Genomic DNA, 17044 nt, shown 5'->3' with positions numbered 1-17044 from the left:
ATTTTTAGAGAAAGTGCGAGCTGGCGAGTTGGCAATTTTTAGTTGTCATCCTTATCTGGAACAGGGTCAAAGCCAGAACGTCCCCAAGGATGACAACTAAAAATCCTAATAACGGCTAATTTCCCACCGTTCCAAAAACCATGTTTTTCTAAAGCCTCTTTGGCATAATGTGAACAAGTTGGTTGAAACCGACACGTTGAAGGTGTCCATGGCGAAATGAAGATTTGGTAAATCTTGATTAGTAATAGAAATGGATATGTGAGTATTTTTTTTAGCAAAATGTGCTGATAGTTTGTATGTTGTTAAGCTGCTTGTTGTGTCGTTGCGTAAAAATATATAAAAGTAATTTTTATATAAAGCATTTGTTTACTAATAAATCAACAAGCAAAGTCGCTTTAAAAGATTATCAAATTTAATTAGAATAATGCCGCTTTAAATAAACCTAGAGTGAGTTACAACTTAACATCAAACAATAAATGCAACAAGCTTTTAATAAGAAAATGTTGTTCCTTCTCGACTGTCATTTAACTGAATGCCTATTTCTGCTAATTCGTCGCGAATTTGATCTGATAATGCAAAATTTTTATTCGCTCTTGCTTCCTGACGTAATTTGATGAGTAGTTCCACCGCACCAGATAGTTTGTTTGAAGAGCTGTCCGATTCACGCAAATTTTCTAAACCTAAAACGTCAAAAACAAAGGCGTTCAAGGTTTCTTTAAGGATTTCTAAATTGGTAGTTGTAATGGCTGCTTTACCTTCGTGTATTTGATTAATAAACTTGACAGCTTCAAATAGTTTAGCAATGAGAATAGGTGTATTAAAATCATCATTCATAGCATCATAGCATGATTGTTTCCAAGCGGAAATATCATGTGTAGATGTGCTTGATGTCTTTAAAGAATCTAATAAATTTAAAGCGTCCATTAAACGTTTAAATCCTTTTTCACTAGCATCAAGACCAGCATCTGTTAAATCTAAAACACTTCTATATGATGCCTGCATCATAAAAAAACGAATCACGCTTGGATTATAAGCTTTAGACATGATATCATTTTTCCCAGAAAGTAATTCTGCTGGATTGATAAAATTGCCTGTAGATTTACTCATTCTAGCACCATTTAATTCCAACATATTAGCATGCATCCAATATTTAACTGGAGCCTGACCTTTTGAGGCTTGATTTTGTGCAATTTCACATTCATGATGTGGAAACTTTAAGTCCATTCCGCCACCGTGAATATCAAAAAAATCGCCAAGATATTTCGTGCTCATAGCTGTGCATTCCAAATGCCATCCAGGAAAACCATCACTCCACGGCGATGGCCAACGCATAATATGTGTAGGTTCTGCTTTTTTCCACAGGGCAAAATCTTGTGGATTTTTCTTGTCACTCTGACCATCAAGCGCTCGAGTGTTATGAATTAAGTCTTCTAACTTGCGTTTACTTAAAATACCATATTCATTGGATTCATTGTATTTATGGACGTCAAAATACACAGAACCATTTACGGTGTAAGCAAAGCCGTTATCTACAATAGATTGTATGAGTTCAATTTGTTCAATGATATGACCCGTAGCGGTTGGTTCAATACTGGGTGGTAAAAGATTAAAGGTGTTTAATACATTATGAAAGTCCACAGTATAGCGTTGCACAATTTCCATAGGCTCTATGGCTTCTAAACGTGCTTTTTTTGTAATTTTATCCTCACCAATATCACCATCATTTTCTAAATGGCCAGCATCTGTTATATTTCGGACATAACGCACTTTATAACCCAAATGTTTGAGGTATCGAAAAATCATATCGAAAGATATAAAGGTGCGCACATTTCCTAAATGCACATGGCTATATACCGTTGGTCCACACACATACATACCTACATAGCCATCTGTTATGGGTTTAAACGTTTCTTTTTCACCATGTAATGTATTGTAGATTTTTAAATCTTGCTGGTTGTATAAGTGCATTTGAAAATGTTTGTTGTTAAAGTACTTGTCTGTCCTTAAAGTTTTCAGGCTATTTTAATCACTAACATAATAGTTCATTAAAAAGCAGTGTCCAATTTAATATAATCTAAAAACTCACGTCGGGTTCCTGCTTCTTTAAATTTTCCACCGAATTCTGCGGTAACGGTACTGCTTTCTGTGTCGCGAATACCTCTGGAGTTTACACACAAATGTTTGGCATCTATAACACAGGCAACATCATCCGTATTTAAAACTTTTTGAAGTTCTTGAACAACTTGAATGGTTAAGCGCTCTTGTACTTGCGGACGTTTAGCAAAATAATCAACAATCCGATTCATTTTAGATAATCCTACAACCGATCCATTTGAAATATAAGCCACATGAGCTTTTCCTACTATAGGTAATAAGTGGTGCTCGCAAGTTGAATACACCGTAATATTTTTTTCAACGAGCATTTCACCATATTTATATTTGTTTTCAAAGGTAGAAGCGCTCGGTTTTTTGTTTGGGTTTAGTCCTCCAAAAATTTCATTGACAAACATTTTAGCTACACGGTTAGGTGTGCCTTTTAAACTGTCATCAGATAAATCAAGTCCAAGGGTTTCCATAATATGGCGAACATCATCTTTGATTATGTCAATTTTTTCTTCTGAATTTAAAACAAACGCATCGTTACGTAATGGTGTGTCAGCCGATGTTCCTACATGGTCATCTCCAATGGCATCAAAATCAGCTGTATTGTCATTAATTTTCATTATTTCGAAATAAATAGGTTTTTAATCTGCAAAGATAAGGAATTCCATTTTTTTGATAACTGAATTAACAAACAATTAATTTCTTGATAATTTTAGAGTGTTTTTCCTTAATTTTTTCTTAATTTACACCACAAAATTTATATGTATAATAACCCTAACTTATAGATATTCCCTCTATGATCAAGGATTTAGTTAAAATTTCATGAAAAAAATAATTATTTTAATTTGTTTTCTGTTTATTGGTACGGCCTATGCGCAGCTTGTTGCTATTGACGATGTGGTTGTTGGACGATCCGATAATCCAAATGCAGCAACCTCAACAGGAAATCGTATTTTTTTAAACGATTACTTTAACGGAACCGCTTTAAATTTCGGTACTTACGGTAATTTTACCTTTACAGAAACGGTTCCAGATCCAACAGGTTTTATTACCTTTAATCCGCTAGGCTTTGTTAATATTGCGGCCAATACACCACAAGGAATTTATTATATAACGTATCAGATCTGTGAAAATGCGAATCTAACCAATTGCGATACAGCCGTTATAGAAATCCGTATATTTCCAGGAAGTGTTAGTTCTGGTTCTGGTTCTTCAGAAATGAGCATTTCAGCAAGCTCTGGGAATGTAAATTGTGGTGGTAATGTGTGTATTACCGATCCGTTTTGCTTGGATTTAAATACGGGAACCATTCCGCCATTAACACTTTCGGCATCCTTTCAAGAAATAGGTGAATCTAATAGTTATACGGTAAATACCATTCCGTTTAATCCGCCGTTTTCTTTTGGCGATACTGCTACGGGTACCTCATTGACTACAGATGATAATTGGAGTAATATAATTAATTTTGCTTTTGATTTTGAGTTTTATCAGCAAAACTATTCGCAGTGTGTTTTATCAACTAATGGAGCGGTCAGTTTTGATTTAAGTAATGCTGGTGGTGGTCATTTTTGGACACCAGCCGCTGGTGCTTTAATTCCTAACAATACAGATGCAGCACTTAGAGATGGAAATATTTTTGGAGCTATTCATGATACCGATCCAAGTGCTTCAGGAACTTTAGGTACAGATTTTAATATAACCTATAGTATAAAAGGTGAGGCACCATTTCGTGTCTTTGTATTTAGTTTTTTCAATGTGGCTCAATTTAGTTCTGCCTGTAATTCATTGAAAACCTCACAAATGATCATGTTTTATGAAACCACCAACATTGTAGAAACTTATATATTTCAAAAACCAGTTTGTCCAGGTTGGGCTGGCGGAAGAGCAGCCATTGGCATTCAAAATAATGCAGGAACGCAAGGTATTTCGCCTCCAGGAAGAAATACAGGGGTTTGGGATATCCCTTTTACGGCTCCAGAAGCCTATCAATTTGTGCCAAATGGCCCTACAATTACAACCTTTCAATGGTTAGCTGAAGATGGCACTGTTTTAGGGACAGACCCTACAAACTTAACCGTAACACCAAGCCAAACAACGACCTATGTGGCACAGGTAACGTATACAGATGCTTTAACCACAGATGTTTATACCGCTTTTAGGCCAATAACTGTAGTGGTACAGCCAACACCTGTAGTAACCGTTACAGCAAGTGCTGATGTATGTGATTCAGGCGATGCGGTATTTACAATTTCGGGATCAGAAAATGATGTCGTAGAGTACAATATCAACGGTGGGACTACAGAAACAGTTATGCTAGATGCCACTGGAATTGAAGTTATTACCCTTGCTGGAATTACTACAACCCAAACTATAAATTTATTATCTGCTAACAACTTGAATTCGGTTTGTGGTGGTGCTGTATCATTATCAGCAACTGTAACGGTCAATACAACACCATCAGCAGACAGTCCTGCAGATGTTACCGCTTGTAACGATTATACCTTACCAGCATTAACTGTTGGCGAATACTATACAGCAACAGGAGGTCCAGGAGGGACAGGGATCTTGTTGAATGCTGGTGATATAATTACAGCCACCCAAACTATTTATGTGTATGCCGAAACAGGTACCACACCTAATTGTTTTGATGAAAATAGTTTTGTGGTAACCATCGATAGTTGCACACTGGCTGTAACGGCAACTGCTGATATGCCAACTATCTGTAATGATGCTGGTGCAGATGTTACCCTAACAGCAACACCAACGCCAGGAACTGCCGTAGGAACGTATAGTTATAGCTGGACAGTTCAAGGAGACGCCACAGTTTTAGGAACTAATGCAACCTTGCTATTGTCGCCACCTCCTACAGCAACAACAACCTATGAAGTCACATTAACAGATGATGGATTAACGCCACCAAATGATACTGTCACCAATACAGTTACCGTAACCGTTAATACAACACCAATGGTTGACGCACCAGTAGATGTTACTTTTTGTGATACCTATACCTTACCAGCATTGGTAAGCGGAGACTATTACACCGCTGCAAATGGTGGAGGAACCCTATTAAGCGCAGGTGATGCCATTACCAGCACACAAACTATTTATGTATATGCTGAAACAGGAACAACACCAAATTGTTTTGATGAGAATAGTTTTGTAGTAACCATAAATGATACTCCAGTAATTGATAATCCTGCCGATGTTACAGCTTGTGATAGTTATGTGTTACCAGCATTAACTGGAGGGCAATATTATAATGGAGCTGGTGGAACAGGCGGAGTTATTGCGGCAGGTACATCTATTAATACGTCACAGACTATTTATGTGTATGCTGAAACAGCAACAACACCAAATTGTTTTTCTGAAAATAGCTTTGTTGTAACTATTAATAACACACCAGCGGTTGATGCACCTACAGATATAACGGTTTGTAACGAGTATGCCTTACCAGCATTGGTAAATGGAACCTATTATACAGGTCCTGGTGGAACAGGAACAGTTTTAAATGCAGGCGATTTAATTACCACTACACAAACCATTTATGTGTACGCAGAAACAGGAACAGCGCCTAATTGTTTTGCTGAAAATAGTTTTGTTGCGACTATTGATGTGTGTACTATATCGGTAACTGCAACCGCTGATATGCCGTCCATTTGTAATGATGCAGGAGCAGATGTTACTTTAACGGCAAATCCATCACCTGGAACAGCAGTAGGAACGTATAGCTATAGCTGGACAGAGCAAGGAAATGCAACGGTATTAGGTACCAATTCAACATTAGTATTATCGCCACCACCAGCAGCAACTACAACGTATGAAGTTACATTAACCGACAGTGGTTTAACAGCACCAAATGATTCGGCAACTAACACGGTAACAGTAGTTGTAAATACAACACCAACTGTTGATGCACCAACGGATGTTGTGGCTTGTGATAGTTATGTACTACCAGCTTTAGTAAGCGGAAATTACTTTACTGGACCTGGAGGAACGGGAACTACATTAAATGTAGGTGATACCATTTCAACCACGCAAACAATATATGTGTATGGCGAAACAGCTACAACACCAAATTGTACGGATGAGAATAGTTTTGTTGTTACCATAAATAACACGCCAACTATTGATGCACCTGCAGATGTTTCTGCTTGTGATACCTATACTTTGCCAGCATTATCAAGTGGTACATATTACACTGGTACAGGAGGAACAGGTATGGTTCTGAATGCAGGTGATGCCATTACAACCACCCAAACTATTTTTGTATTTGCCGAAACTGGAACGACACCAAATTGTTCGGCTGAAAATAGTTTTGTTGTTACCATCAATACGACACCAACGGTGGATGCACCATTGGATGTAACCGTTTGTGATAGCTATACGCTGCCTGCTTTAACTAATGGAACGTATTATACGGGAACAGGAGGAACGGGAACCATGTTGAATGCAGGTGACCCGATAACAAGCACCCAAACCATTTTTGTATATGCTGAAACAGGAACAACACCAAATTGCTCGGCTGAAAATAGTTTTGTTGTTACCATTAACAATACACCAACTGCCGATGTTATAGCAGATGTTACGGCATGTGATAGTTTTACACTTCCGGCATTAACCGTTGGTGACTATTATACAGGGACTGGTGGTACAGGTACGGTTTTGAATGCAGGTGATGCCATTACAACCACCCAAACTATTTTTATATATGCTGAAACGGGAACCGTTCCTAATTGTACAGATGAAAGTAGCTTTGTTGTTACAATTAATACAACACCTACTGTTGATGCACCTGCAAACGTAACTGAATGTGTAAGTTATACATTGCCAGCACTTGTAAATGGTGCATATTATACAGCAGCTGGAGGGACAGGTACGGTTTTAAATGCAGGAGATGTTATTTCCAGCACGCAAACCATTTATGTATATGCTGAAACGGGAACCACACCAAATTGTTTTGATGAAAATAGTTTTGTGGTGACTATAAATCCATTGCCGAATGTCGTTGATCCATCACCATTAATTGTATGTGATGATAATGTAGCAGATGGTATGACTGAAATGGACTTAACAACAAAAAACAATCAAATATCTGGAGGAAATACTAATTATGTTGTAACCTACTATGAAAACTTGTTGGACGCTCAAAACGGAACACCACAAGTATTACCATCTGCTACTGCTTATGTTGGTACAGATGGGCAAGTGCTTTCTGTTCGTGTAGAAGATACTATAACAGGTTGTTTTGATTTTACAACGCTAACATTAGGTGTGGTAGATGCTCCTGCTGTTCCAAATCCAGCTCCTTTACGTTATTGTGATCCAGATAATGATAATTTAGGTGTGTTTGACTTAACAGACACACGAAATGATATAGAAGCTTTAGATCCAACTTTTGAAGTTTCATTTCATCTGACTCAAACAGATGCTGAAAATGATATCAATCCGCAACCAGATGTTTTTACAAATGTAGCAGGACAAATTGTATACATTCGTGTGGACTATGGGTCAGGAACAGGTTGTCCAACCATTTTACAATTACAATTAATTGTTGATGATACACCTGAAATTGAATTGAATCCAGAACCTATCGTGTTGTGCGACGATGATGGTACAGCAGATGGGATGACAGAATTCGACTTGACAATAAGAAATACAGAAATATTAAATGGATTAAGTCCATTGGATTATAGTGTTACTTATTATACCGATCAAGTGGGTGCTGAAACTGGTGTTACAGCAGCAACTTATATTGCAACGCCTGCAGCTTTCACAAATTCAGATGTGCCAAACCAAACTATTTGGGTGCGCGTTGAAAATAACTTAACAACTTGTATTACCATTACATCTTTAGAGTTGATTGTGAATCCGCTACCAACTCCTGTAACCACTACAGATGCGACGCTTTATCCAATTTGTGATGATTCAGCAGATAATGATGGTTATGCTATTTTCGATTTAACCAATCAGGATTCAGTTATTACAGGCGGAAATTCAAGCTGGACTGTAAATTATTTTGAAACTATGGCAGATGTAACGGCTAACAATCCAATTCCAGATTATACGGCTTATGCTAATACATCTATTGGTGGTGCACCACATAACCCACAAACTATTTTTGTAACAGTTTCGTCTACCGAAAATGGTGTAGATTGTTATGCGCTATCAACTTTAACATTGGTTGTAAATACACTGCCAACACCAAATGATATGTTGCCAGATTTAGAATTATGTGATGATAATAATACTGGTGATTTAGAAGAAGTGTTCGACATAACAGTTAACGAAGCAGCAATGTTAAACGACTTTAATGAAACGGTAACCTACCACACAACCATGGCGGATGCGGAATCTGGAAATAACCCGATACCCAACCCAACCATGTATCCTAACGAAAGTCCAACACAAACAATTTATGTGCGTGTAACTAAAACTGGAGATCCAGCAGATCCAATGGATATGGGAACTGGTTGTTATTCAATTGTAACGTTTGATATTATTGTAAATCCATTACCGGATACTCCTACCTCGGTAGAAGATATTATTGCATGTGATGATCCGTTTGATAATATTTATACGTTCGATTTAACACAGAGAGAATCCGAAATATTAGCTGGTCAAAGTGCTACGGATTTCAATGTTACCTATTATACGACGTTGGCAGCTGCGGAAACTGGAATGGGTGGTATAGCCAATCCATCAGCATTTCCAAACACAGTTAATCCACAAGAAATATTTGTAAACATTGAAAATAGAGTAACAGGTTGTGATATTGCTACCGTAAGTTTCTTTGTAATTGTTCAAGAAGCCGCTGTGGCAAATCCTGATAATAATCTATTAGAATTTGCATTATGTGATGATAATATGGAATTTGATAACGATCCAACTAATGATTCTGTTGGTTTCGATTTAGAATCACAAAACCCTTTCGTTTTAGATGGTCAAGATCCAGTAAACTTTACGGTTACGTATTATACCTCTCAAACAGATGCAGATTTGGCAACCAACGCAATAGATACGAGTGTGCCTTTTGAAAATTCAATTAACCCACAAGTTATTTTTGTTCGTGTGGATAATGACACAACCGTCGATGATATTTGTTATGATACCACATCAATGACATTAATGGTAGATCCAATTCCAGCCTTTACATTGGAAGATTCATATACATTATGTGTTAACACCAATGGTACAGAAGTGGTTAATAGCCCTATTTTAGATACTAACTTAGATCCTAGCCTGTATACATTTGAGTGGACAGAAGCAGGTGCACCAGCAACTATAATTGGAACCAATGCAAGCTTTGAACCAACTACGGAAGGAATCTACACGGTATTAGTTACGGATGTAAATAACATGTGTCCAAGTATGTTAACAACAGAAGTTATTTTAAGTTCACCACCAAATCTGGTGGCTGAAGTAACCACTCAAGCTTTTGCTGATAACCATGTTATTGTAGCAACCGCAACGGGTGATGGTTCAGCAATTTTTGAATTTAGTATTGATAATGGGCCTTGGGTTAGCAATACACCTAATACCAATACCTACACGTTTACAGATGTGTCTATAGGCGAGCATACTATCAAAGCCAGAGACATTAATGGATGTGGTGAAGCTATAGAAACCGTTCTCGTATTAGATTATCCACTCTTTTTCACACCAAATAATGATGGTGATAATGATACGTGGCAAATTTCTGGTGCAACAGCGCTTCAAAATGTGAAAATTTATATTTTTGATAGATATGGTAAATTAGTAAAACAACTAAATCCAAATGGACCAGGATGGGATGGAAATTATAACGGACAACCGTTACCAACAAGTGATTACTGGTTTAGCATTGATTATCAAGAATCGGTTGATGAGGGAATGAAGCAATTTAAAGCGCATTTTACCTTAAAACGTTAATAAGCTAATTAACCAACTTTTAAAAAGGCTAAACTTTTATAGAAATATAATTGTTTAGCTTTTTTTTTAAGATTGTATTTAAAGTACCGAAACAATCAATAATAAGCATTTGAACCATCTTGATGTTTTTTAAAACATGAAAGAAACTGAACAATCATTTTAGGATAAAAAAAAGAGTTGTATAATAAATAAATTTCAGGATTTATTTATTAACCTGTTTAGCTGTTTTAGCTCTAGTCACGTGTATGAATGGTGTATGGATACGCTATGGATGATGTATGGAAAAATAGTATTTTCTTACAAATTCAATATCGTAATCTTTAAGCTCTTTAAATATTAATGATTGTTTTATGTCGGTTAGTACAGAACCCACATAAAAAACATAACATTATAAGCGAATCAATCCTAAAGATGTGTTTATAAAAAACTACTTGCATGTTTTGAATACGACACTCTATTATAAATAGTTTATGTTCTGTGTCATTTTCCACAAAAAAAAACCTAAAACGTATTTATGTTTTAGGCTTTTTCTGTAATTAAAGTATGGGCTTAATTTAAAACAAATTTTACTTTATAAATTGAAGCTTAATGTAAGAGTCACATTAGAGTTTCTCGAGTCAATATTCGCTCTATCCGTTAATCCTACGCTATATAATTGCGTTTCATTGGTCTGTTTTGCTTGATCATAGGTTAAATCTAATTTGGTAGAATTTCCAAAGTTAAAACCCAAACCAAGGGAGTAACCAGATAAATCGCCAATGAAAGTAGCATTTTTATAAGGACTTTCTTCAAAACGATAACCACCTCTTATGCTTAAGCGATTTAGTTTTAATTCACCACCTAATTTGTATGTTGATGCCGTAGTAAGAAGGGTACTCATTTTATTGTTTTCAGATCTGAATAAAGGATCCGAAGATGGTCTAAATTTTGTATTACCATAATTACGTAACGAATAATCAAAGCTAATCAAGCCAAAGTTTCCGAAAACATAAGCTAAACTACCAGTGAATTTCCCTGGACTGTTTAATCTATAACTAGGGAAAATATTAGTGATAAAAGGATCAACCAATTGAGAAACATTGCTGCCATCTTCTTGCCTAACAGTTGATACATATTGCGAGGATTCCTCATTAATAGTAAACCATGTAGGGGAATTGTAACTCATACCAGCTCGGAGGCTTTCGGTCAATTTATAAATAGCACCTATTTGAAATGAAAATCCAGAACCCGTTGTGTATAAATTGTTTTGAAAACGAACTCTATTTACTGTAGAACCTAAATTATCATTGCTTTCATAAAGAAAGGTTGATTGTTCATAATTGATGAAGTGTGAATTTAAGTTGACACCTAGATATAAATTTTCGCCTAATTGTGTACCCGCATTAAATGTGAATTTACCATTATAGCCACGAGAAGCATAACTGTATTCTTGATAGTATTCTCCTGGAGCAATATTTGAAGAATAAACCGTATTATCATCATCTTCAGTCAGTGGTTCCAATATATACGATTCATAACCAAGAAACGCTTGTTGATTGTCATAGCCATAAAAACTGCCTATTTCTCGATATGCTTGCGTATAGGACTCACCTTGAAATCCAGAAATTTCGTCAAGCCTCAATCCATTGGCATAACCCGTGAAATAAGAACCAATTGAATTTCTTGTATTTGTTCCAAAAGCCAACCAATTATCATCATAGTTGCTTATTTTATCATAAGAAGCAGATAGCGTAAATTTTTTCCAAAGTGAATTTGGATTGTTATTATAAAAAACAAAAGCGGCACCAGTTTGATTTAAATCAAAATTAGAATCAGACGTTTCGCTGTAACCATCATAAAACTGTGTTTTATTTTTAGTGTACATATTAGCTAATGACATGGATATGTGTCCAGAATTGAAAACTGCAGATCCAGCTGGATTAATGCTTACAGCACTCATATCACCTCCCAATGCGCCAAAAGCACCACTCAAAGCTCTAAACCTTGCGGTTCCTTGAATATTATCTTGAGAATAGCGTAAGGCATCCGAAATGTCTTGTGCATATATTTGAGACATGGCTAGCATGGCCACTGACAGTAGAATTAATTTTTTCATAATACAATTTTTCTTTTTTCTTACAATAAGCAATTAGATTCCGCCTCCACGTCTACCGCCTGAACTTCTCATGCCTCCACGCATAGAGGAGCCACGACTAGAGCCACTACTCATGGTAGGAGATGTAGATCTTCTAGGAGTACTGTAAGTGTTATTTCTAGTTTGTGTATTTGTTCTTGTTCGGGTTCTACTATTATTATTGTTAGTTCTTACACGAGGTGTATTGGCGTTTGTATTTACTCTAGTTCGTGTACGCGTACGAACATCACCATTTGTAGAACGGGAATTACGAGTGTTTGAATAGGTTGCTTCAGATCTATTTCGTCTGTTTGAAGTATTAGTTCTTCTGGCCTCGGTATTATAAATACGACTTGTATCATAATATCTGGAATTTGAATTACGACCTGATCTGTAATAGCTGCTACCACGTCTACCGTTTACAAAAGCTACGTTATTTCTGTAATAGTAATTATTCCAATAATTACCGTAAAATCCGCCACCATACCATGGATTATATAGGCCTGGATATCCGTATCCATAGCCGAATCCAAAACCTCCGTAATAAGGATAGTATCCATAGCCATACCAAAAAGGTGAATAACCATAATAGAATGGTGAGTAAAACGGATCATAAAATCCGACACCACCATAAACATTAATAGATACATTAGATGTTTCTTGTCCCCAACCAGCATAAGATTCGCGTTCAACTTCTAAAGAATCATTTTCTACATAGTCGCCTTCATAATCATCAACATCTGTAAAAACTTCATTTTCAGAATACAATTCTAATTCGCTAGATTTTTCTTTAAAATAATTTTCATAATACGTGCTGCTAGCATTATTAGCCTCTACGTAAGTTTCTTGTTCAACGGAACTTGAAGTAGAACTGTAAATTCCATCACTATCGTCCACTTGTTGGTAGGTACCACAAGCTGTAACTAAAAGCAGGCTGCTAAAAGTTGCTAAAGTGGTTATTTTTTCTGTAAAGTAGTTTTTGAAGGACATATCTCTTAATTTAATTGTTGAACATAACAAAAATAGTTAGTTTTGCGAAACTATTTTTATATTTAACATAGTCGCAATATTTGTGCCAAAATCCTGTATATGAGCAAAAAACTTACAAGTAGAGACGAAGACTACTCCAAATGGTACAACGAATTAGTTGTTAAGGCGGACTTAGCAGAGAATTCAGCCGTACGTGGTTGTATGGTAATTAAACCTTATGGGTTTGCAATTTGGGAGAAGATTCAAGCCGAATTAGATCGAATGTTCAAAGAAACTGGTCACCAGAACGCTTACTTTCCCTTATTTATTCCTAAAAGTTTGTTTGAAGCAGAAGAGAAAAACGCCGAAGGGTTTGCAAAAGAATGTGCCATTGTTACACACTATAGATTGCAAAACGATCCTGAAAACCCAGGAAAACTTCGTGTTGACCCTGAAGCTAAATTAGAAGAGGAATTAATTGTAAGGCCAACAAGCGAGGCAATTATATGGAATACATATAAAGGATGGATTCAATCTTATAGAGATTTGCCTATTTTGGTTAATCAATGGGCAAATGTAGTGCGCTGGGAAATGCGCACACGTTTATTTTTAAGAACCGCCGAATTTTTATGGCAAGAAGGTCATACGGCTCATGCTACGAAAGTCGAAGCTGTAAAGGAAGCAGAATTAATGAATAACGTATACGCTACATTTGTTGAGAATTTTATGGCTATTCCTGTAATAAAAGGTGTGAAAACAGATAGTGAGCGCTTTGCAGGTGCTGTTGAAACATATTGTATTGAAGCACTGATGCAAGATGGTAAAGCACTACAAGCTGGAACCTCTCATTTTTTAGGTCAGAATTTTGCCAAAGCTTTTGATGTTAAGTTTGCGACTCAAGAAGGGAAGCAAGAATATGTTTGGGCAACATCTTGGGGTGTTTCAACTCGATTAATGGGTGCATTAATTATGACTCATAGTGATGATCATGGTTTGGTTTTGCCTCCAAATTTAGCACCAAATCAAGTGGTGATTGTTCCAATTTATAAAAATGATGAGCAATTAGAAGAGATTTCAACACTTGTAAATGTAATTATGGGTGAACTACGATCTAAAGGGATTACAGTTAAGTTTGATAATCGAACAACCTTTAGGCCTGGCGCAAAATTTGCCCAACATGAACTACAAGGTGTGCCACTACGCATTGCTATTGGTCCTAAAGATTTAGAAAATGGTACTGTGGAACTAGCAAGACGTGATACCTTAACTAAAGAAGTGATTGCTATTGACAATTTAACAGAAACAGTTGAAGGTCTTATGACTGAAATTCAAAACACACTCTATAAGAAAGCACTTGATTTTAGAGATTCTCATATTACAGAAGTAGACGATTTTGAAACATTTAAAACGGTATTAAAAACCAAAGGTGGTTTTATTTCCGCGCATTGGGACGGAACAGAAGAAACAGAATTAAAAATTAAAGAATTAACGAAAGCCACCATTCGTTGCATTCCATCGGATATGGAGACACAAAGTGGTGATTGTGTGTATTCTGGCAAACCATCAAATGGGCGTGTGCTGTTTGCAAAAGCTTACTAATTGAAAAAAAAAATAAAAAATTTCAAATAGTTGTTGCAACATTTAAAAATAGTTGTATTTTTGCATCCGCAATGGAGACATTGTAAGTTATTTTGAAAAACAAAAGGTTTGCAAGTTTAAATATAAAAATTTATATTTGCGCACTCAAAAACAAAATGGCCCGTTCGTCTATCGGCTAGGACGCCAGGTTTTCATCCTGGTAAGAGGGGTTCGATTCCCCTACGGGCTACAATTTTAATAAGAAAAGAAACAAATGGCAAATCACAAGTCAGCGTTAAAGAGAATTAGAAGTAACGAAGCTAAACGCTTAAGAAATAAGTATAAGCACAAAACAACGCGTAATGCAATTAAAAAATTGCGCGATACAAGCGACAAGAAGCAAGCACAAGAATTGTTTGTTGATGTAACTTCTATGATTGATAAATTAGCGAAGAAAAATATTATTCATGCTAACAAAGCAGCAAACCTTAAATCTGGTTTAGCTAAGCATGTAGCTTCTTTATAAGAAAGAGGAAAAGTTCAAAATACAAAAGCTTCTCTTCGTGAGAGGCTTTTTTTATTCTGAAATATCAAAATTTTAAAGTTTAATCCAGTTTTGTTTATAAGTAAAAATGCCTTGAGAATTTCTCAAGGCATTTTTTATTGATTTATAATTGCGAATTTTATCCATTCATTGAAATTAAAAACTCTTCATTGTTTTTAGTTTGTTTAAAGCGCTCATTAATAAACTCCATAGCTTCTACAGGGTTCATGTCTGCAAGATATTTACGCATAACCCACATTCTTTGTATGGTTGATTCATCTAATAAAATGTCATCACGACGCGTGCTTGACGACGTTAAATCAATTGCAGGGAAAATACGACGGTTTGATATTTTTCTATCCAATTGTAGCTCCATATTACCAGTGCCTTTAAATTCCTCAAAAATAACTTCATCCATTTTAGAACCAGTTTCAGTTAAAGCTGTTGCTATAATTGTTAACGATCCACCATTTTCAATATTTCGAGCGGCTCCAAAAAAGCGTTTAGGTTTGTGTAATGCATTGGCATCAACACCACCGCTTAAAATTTTACCAGATGCTGGTTGTACCGAGTTGTAGGCTCTTGCTAAACGGGTAATAGAGTCTAATAAGATAACCACATCGTGTCCACATTCTACAAGGCGTTTTGCTTTTTCTAAAACAATATTTGCAATTTTTACGTGCTCATGTGCTTCTTTGTCAAAGGTTGAGGCTATCACTTCACCACGCACATTACGTTGCATGTCTGTAACTTCTTCTGGACGTTCATCAATTAAAAGAATCATTTGGTAAACTTCAGGATGATTTGCCGCAATAGCATTTGCCACATCTTTTAATAGCATCGTTTTACCAGTTTTTGGCTGAGATACAATCATGCCACGTTGCCCTTTTCCTATTGGAGAAAACAAATCCATAATTCGTGTTGAAATGGTACTTTGTTTTTCTGCAATATTAAATTTTTCTTGAGGAAATAAAGGTGTTAAATGTTCAAAAGAAACGCGGTCTCTAACAACACCTGGGCTTTGTCCGTTAATTCTTATAACTTTTATTAAAGGAAAATATTTTTCACCCTCTTTAGGTGGTCTTACATTTCCTAAAACGGTATCACCAACTTTTAATCCAAATAAACGAATTTGCGATTGGGATACATATATGTCATCTGGAGATGATAAATAATTGTAATCCGAAGATCTTAAGAAACCATATCCGTCTTGCATGATATCTAGTACGCCTTCACTTTCTATAATAGCATCAAACTCAAAGTCTGGTTCTCTGTAACGATTACGGGTATCTTTATTTCCGTTGTTTTTTTTATCGTGTTTTTGATTTTGTGGACGATTGTCCTTTTGCTTATCATCTTTAGTGTTCCCATTCTTATCATCACGTTTATGTGGCGTGTTGGGTTTAGTCCTTGGATTTGGCTTATTTTGTTTTTGAGGCGCTTTGGGTTTTTCTGTAGCGGCCTGTTTGTTGTTATTACTTGCGCTGTCCTTATTGTTATCCTTATTAGTCTCTGTTGTGCTGTTTGGAGTGTTAGTTTCTGAAGGTCGTTCGGCACTAGACTTATTCGTGTCGCGTGTCGGTTTCTGTACGCGTTTTCTAGGTGCTTTTTCAGCAGGTTTTGCTTTAGGAGTTTCAGATTTTGTTTCTGTGGAAACAACTTCTTTTACAGCTTTCGGATTTGCGGCTTGATGATCTAGAATTTGATAAACTAAATCTAATTTTTTTAAAGAACGATATTTAGAAACGTTCAGTTTTTGAGCTATTTCCTGTAATTCAGGTAGCTTCATTGCTTTTAATTGAGAGATTTCAAACATTGATGTTGAA

9 protein-coding genes and 1 tRNA gene are annotated in these 17044 nt (G+C 36.2%); 4 read left to right on the top strand and 6 right to left on the bottom strand.

Annotated elements, in window-relative coordinates; translation table 11 throughout:
* Positions 1 to 38 precede the first annotated feature (38 nt).
* The 3 genes from yidD to folE form a co-directional block, all read right to left on the bottom strand.
* Complete coding sequence (gene yidD, locus BM239_RS12235) at positions 39 to 278, bottom strand: membrane protein insertion efficiency factor YidD (RefSeq protein WP_092209017.1); 240 nt, start codon at positions 276 to 278, stop codon at positions 39 to 41.
* 211 nt (positions 279 to 489) lie between these two features.
* Positions 490 to 1968 (bottom strand): cysteine--tRNA ligase, encoded by a 1479-nt coding sequence (gene cysS, locus BM239_RS12230; protein WP_092209015.1) that lies wholly within the window; start codon positions 1966 to 1968, stop codon positions 490 to 492.
* A gap of 77 nt (positions 1969 to 2045) precedes the next feature.
* Positions 2046 to 2723, bottom strand: a complete 678-nt coding sequence (gene folE / locus BM239_RS12225) for a GTP cyclohydrolase I FolE (RefSeq protein ID WP_092209013.1) — start codon at positions 2721 to 2723, stop codon at positions 2046 to 2048.
* 202 nt (positions 2724 to 2925) lie between these two features.
* On the opposite strand from folE, the gene BM239_RS12220 reads away from it, so the two are divergent.
* Positions 2926 to 10014, top strand: coding sequence for a T9SS type B sorting domain-containing protein (locus BM239_RS12220; protein ID WP_092209011.1), 7089 nt, complete (start codon positions 2926 to 2928; stop codon positions 10012 to 10014).
* A 571-nt stretch (positions 10015 to 10585) separates the two neighbouring features.
* Here the strand turns inward: BM239_RS12220 and BM239_RS12215 are convergent.
* The gene (locus tag BM239_RS12215) at positions 10586 to 12109 is read right to left on the bottom strand and encodes an OmpP1/FadL family transporter (protein WP_092209009.1); all 1524 of its coding nucleotides are present in this window, start codon (positions 12107 to 12109) and stop codon (positions 10586 to 10588) included.
* A gap of 33 nt (positions 12110 to 12142) precedes the next feature.
* On the bottom strand, positions 12143 to 13117 hold the full coding sequence (locus BM239_RS12210) for a hypothetical protein (protein WP_092209006.1): 975 nt from the start codon (positions 13115 to 13117) through the stop codon (positions 12143 to 12145).
* A 99-nt stretch (positions 13118 to 13216) separates the two neighbouring features.
* Between BM239_RS12210 and proS the strand changes: the two genes are divergently transcribed.
* The 3 genes from proS (at position 13217) to rpsT (ending at position 15200) form a co-directional block, all read left to right on the top strand.
* Positions 13217 to 14695: a proline--tRNA ligase gene (gene proS / locus BM239_RS12205; protein ID WP_092209004.1), complete on the top strand. Its 1479-nt coding sequence runs from the start codon at positions 13217 to 13219 to the stop codon at positions 14693 to 14695.
* 157 nt (positions 14696 to 14852) lie between these two features.
* Positions 14853 to 14924 (top strand) — tRNA-Glu (locus tag BM239_RS12200).
* Between the two features lie 24 nt (positions 14925 to 14948).
* Positions 14949 to 15200, top strand: coding sequence for a 30S ribosomal protein S20 (gene rpsT, locus BM239_RS12195; protein WP_092209002.1), 252 nt, complete (start codon positions 14949 to 14951; stop codon positions 15198 to 15200).
* Between the two features lie 157 nt (positions 15201 to 15357).
* On the opposite strand, the gene rho is transcribed toward rpsT, so the two are convergent.
* Positions 15358 to 17034, bottom strand: coding sequence for a transcription termination factor Rho (gene rho, locus BM239_RS12190; protein WP_092209000.1), 1677 nt, complete (start codon positions 17032 to 17034; stop codon positions 15358 to 15360).
* Positions 17035 to 17044 lie beyond the last annotated feature (10 nt).

It is taken from the genome of Algorimicrobium echini, from assembly GCF_900115185.1.
GTDB classification, from domain to species: domain Bacteria; phylum Bacteroidota; class Bacteroidia; order Flavobacteriales; family Flavobacteriaceae; genus Algorimicrobium; species Algorimicrobium echini.
This window is presented reverse-complemented; position numbering and strand designations above follow the sequence as displayed.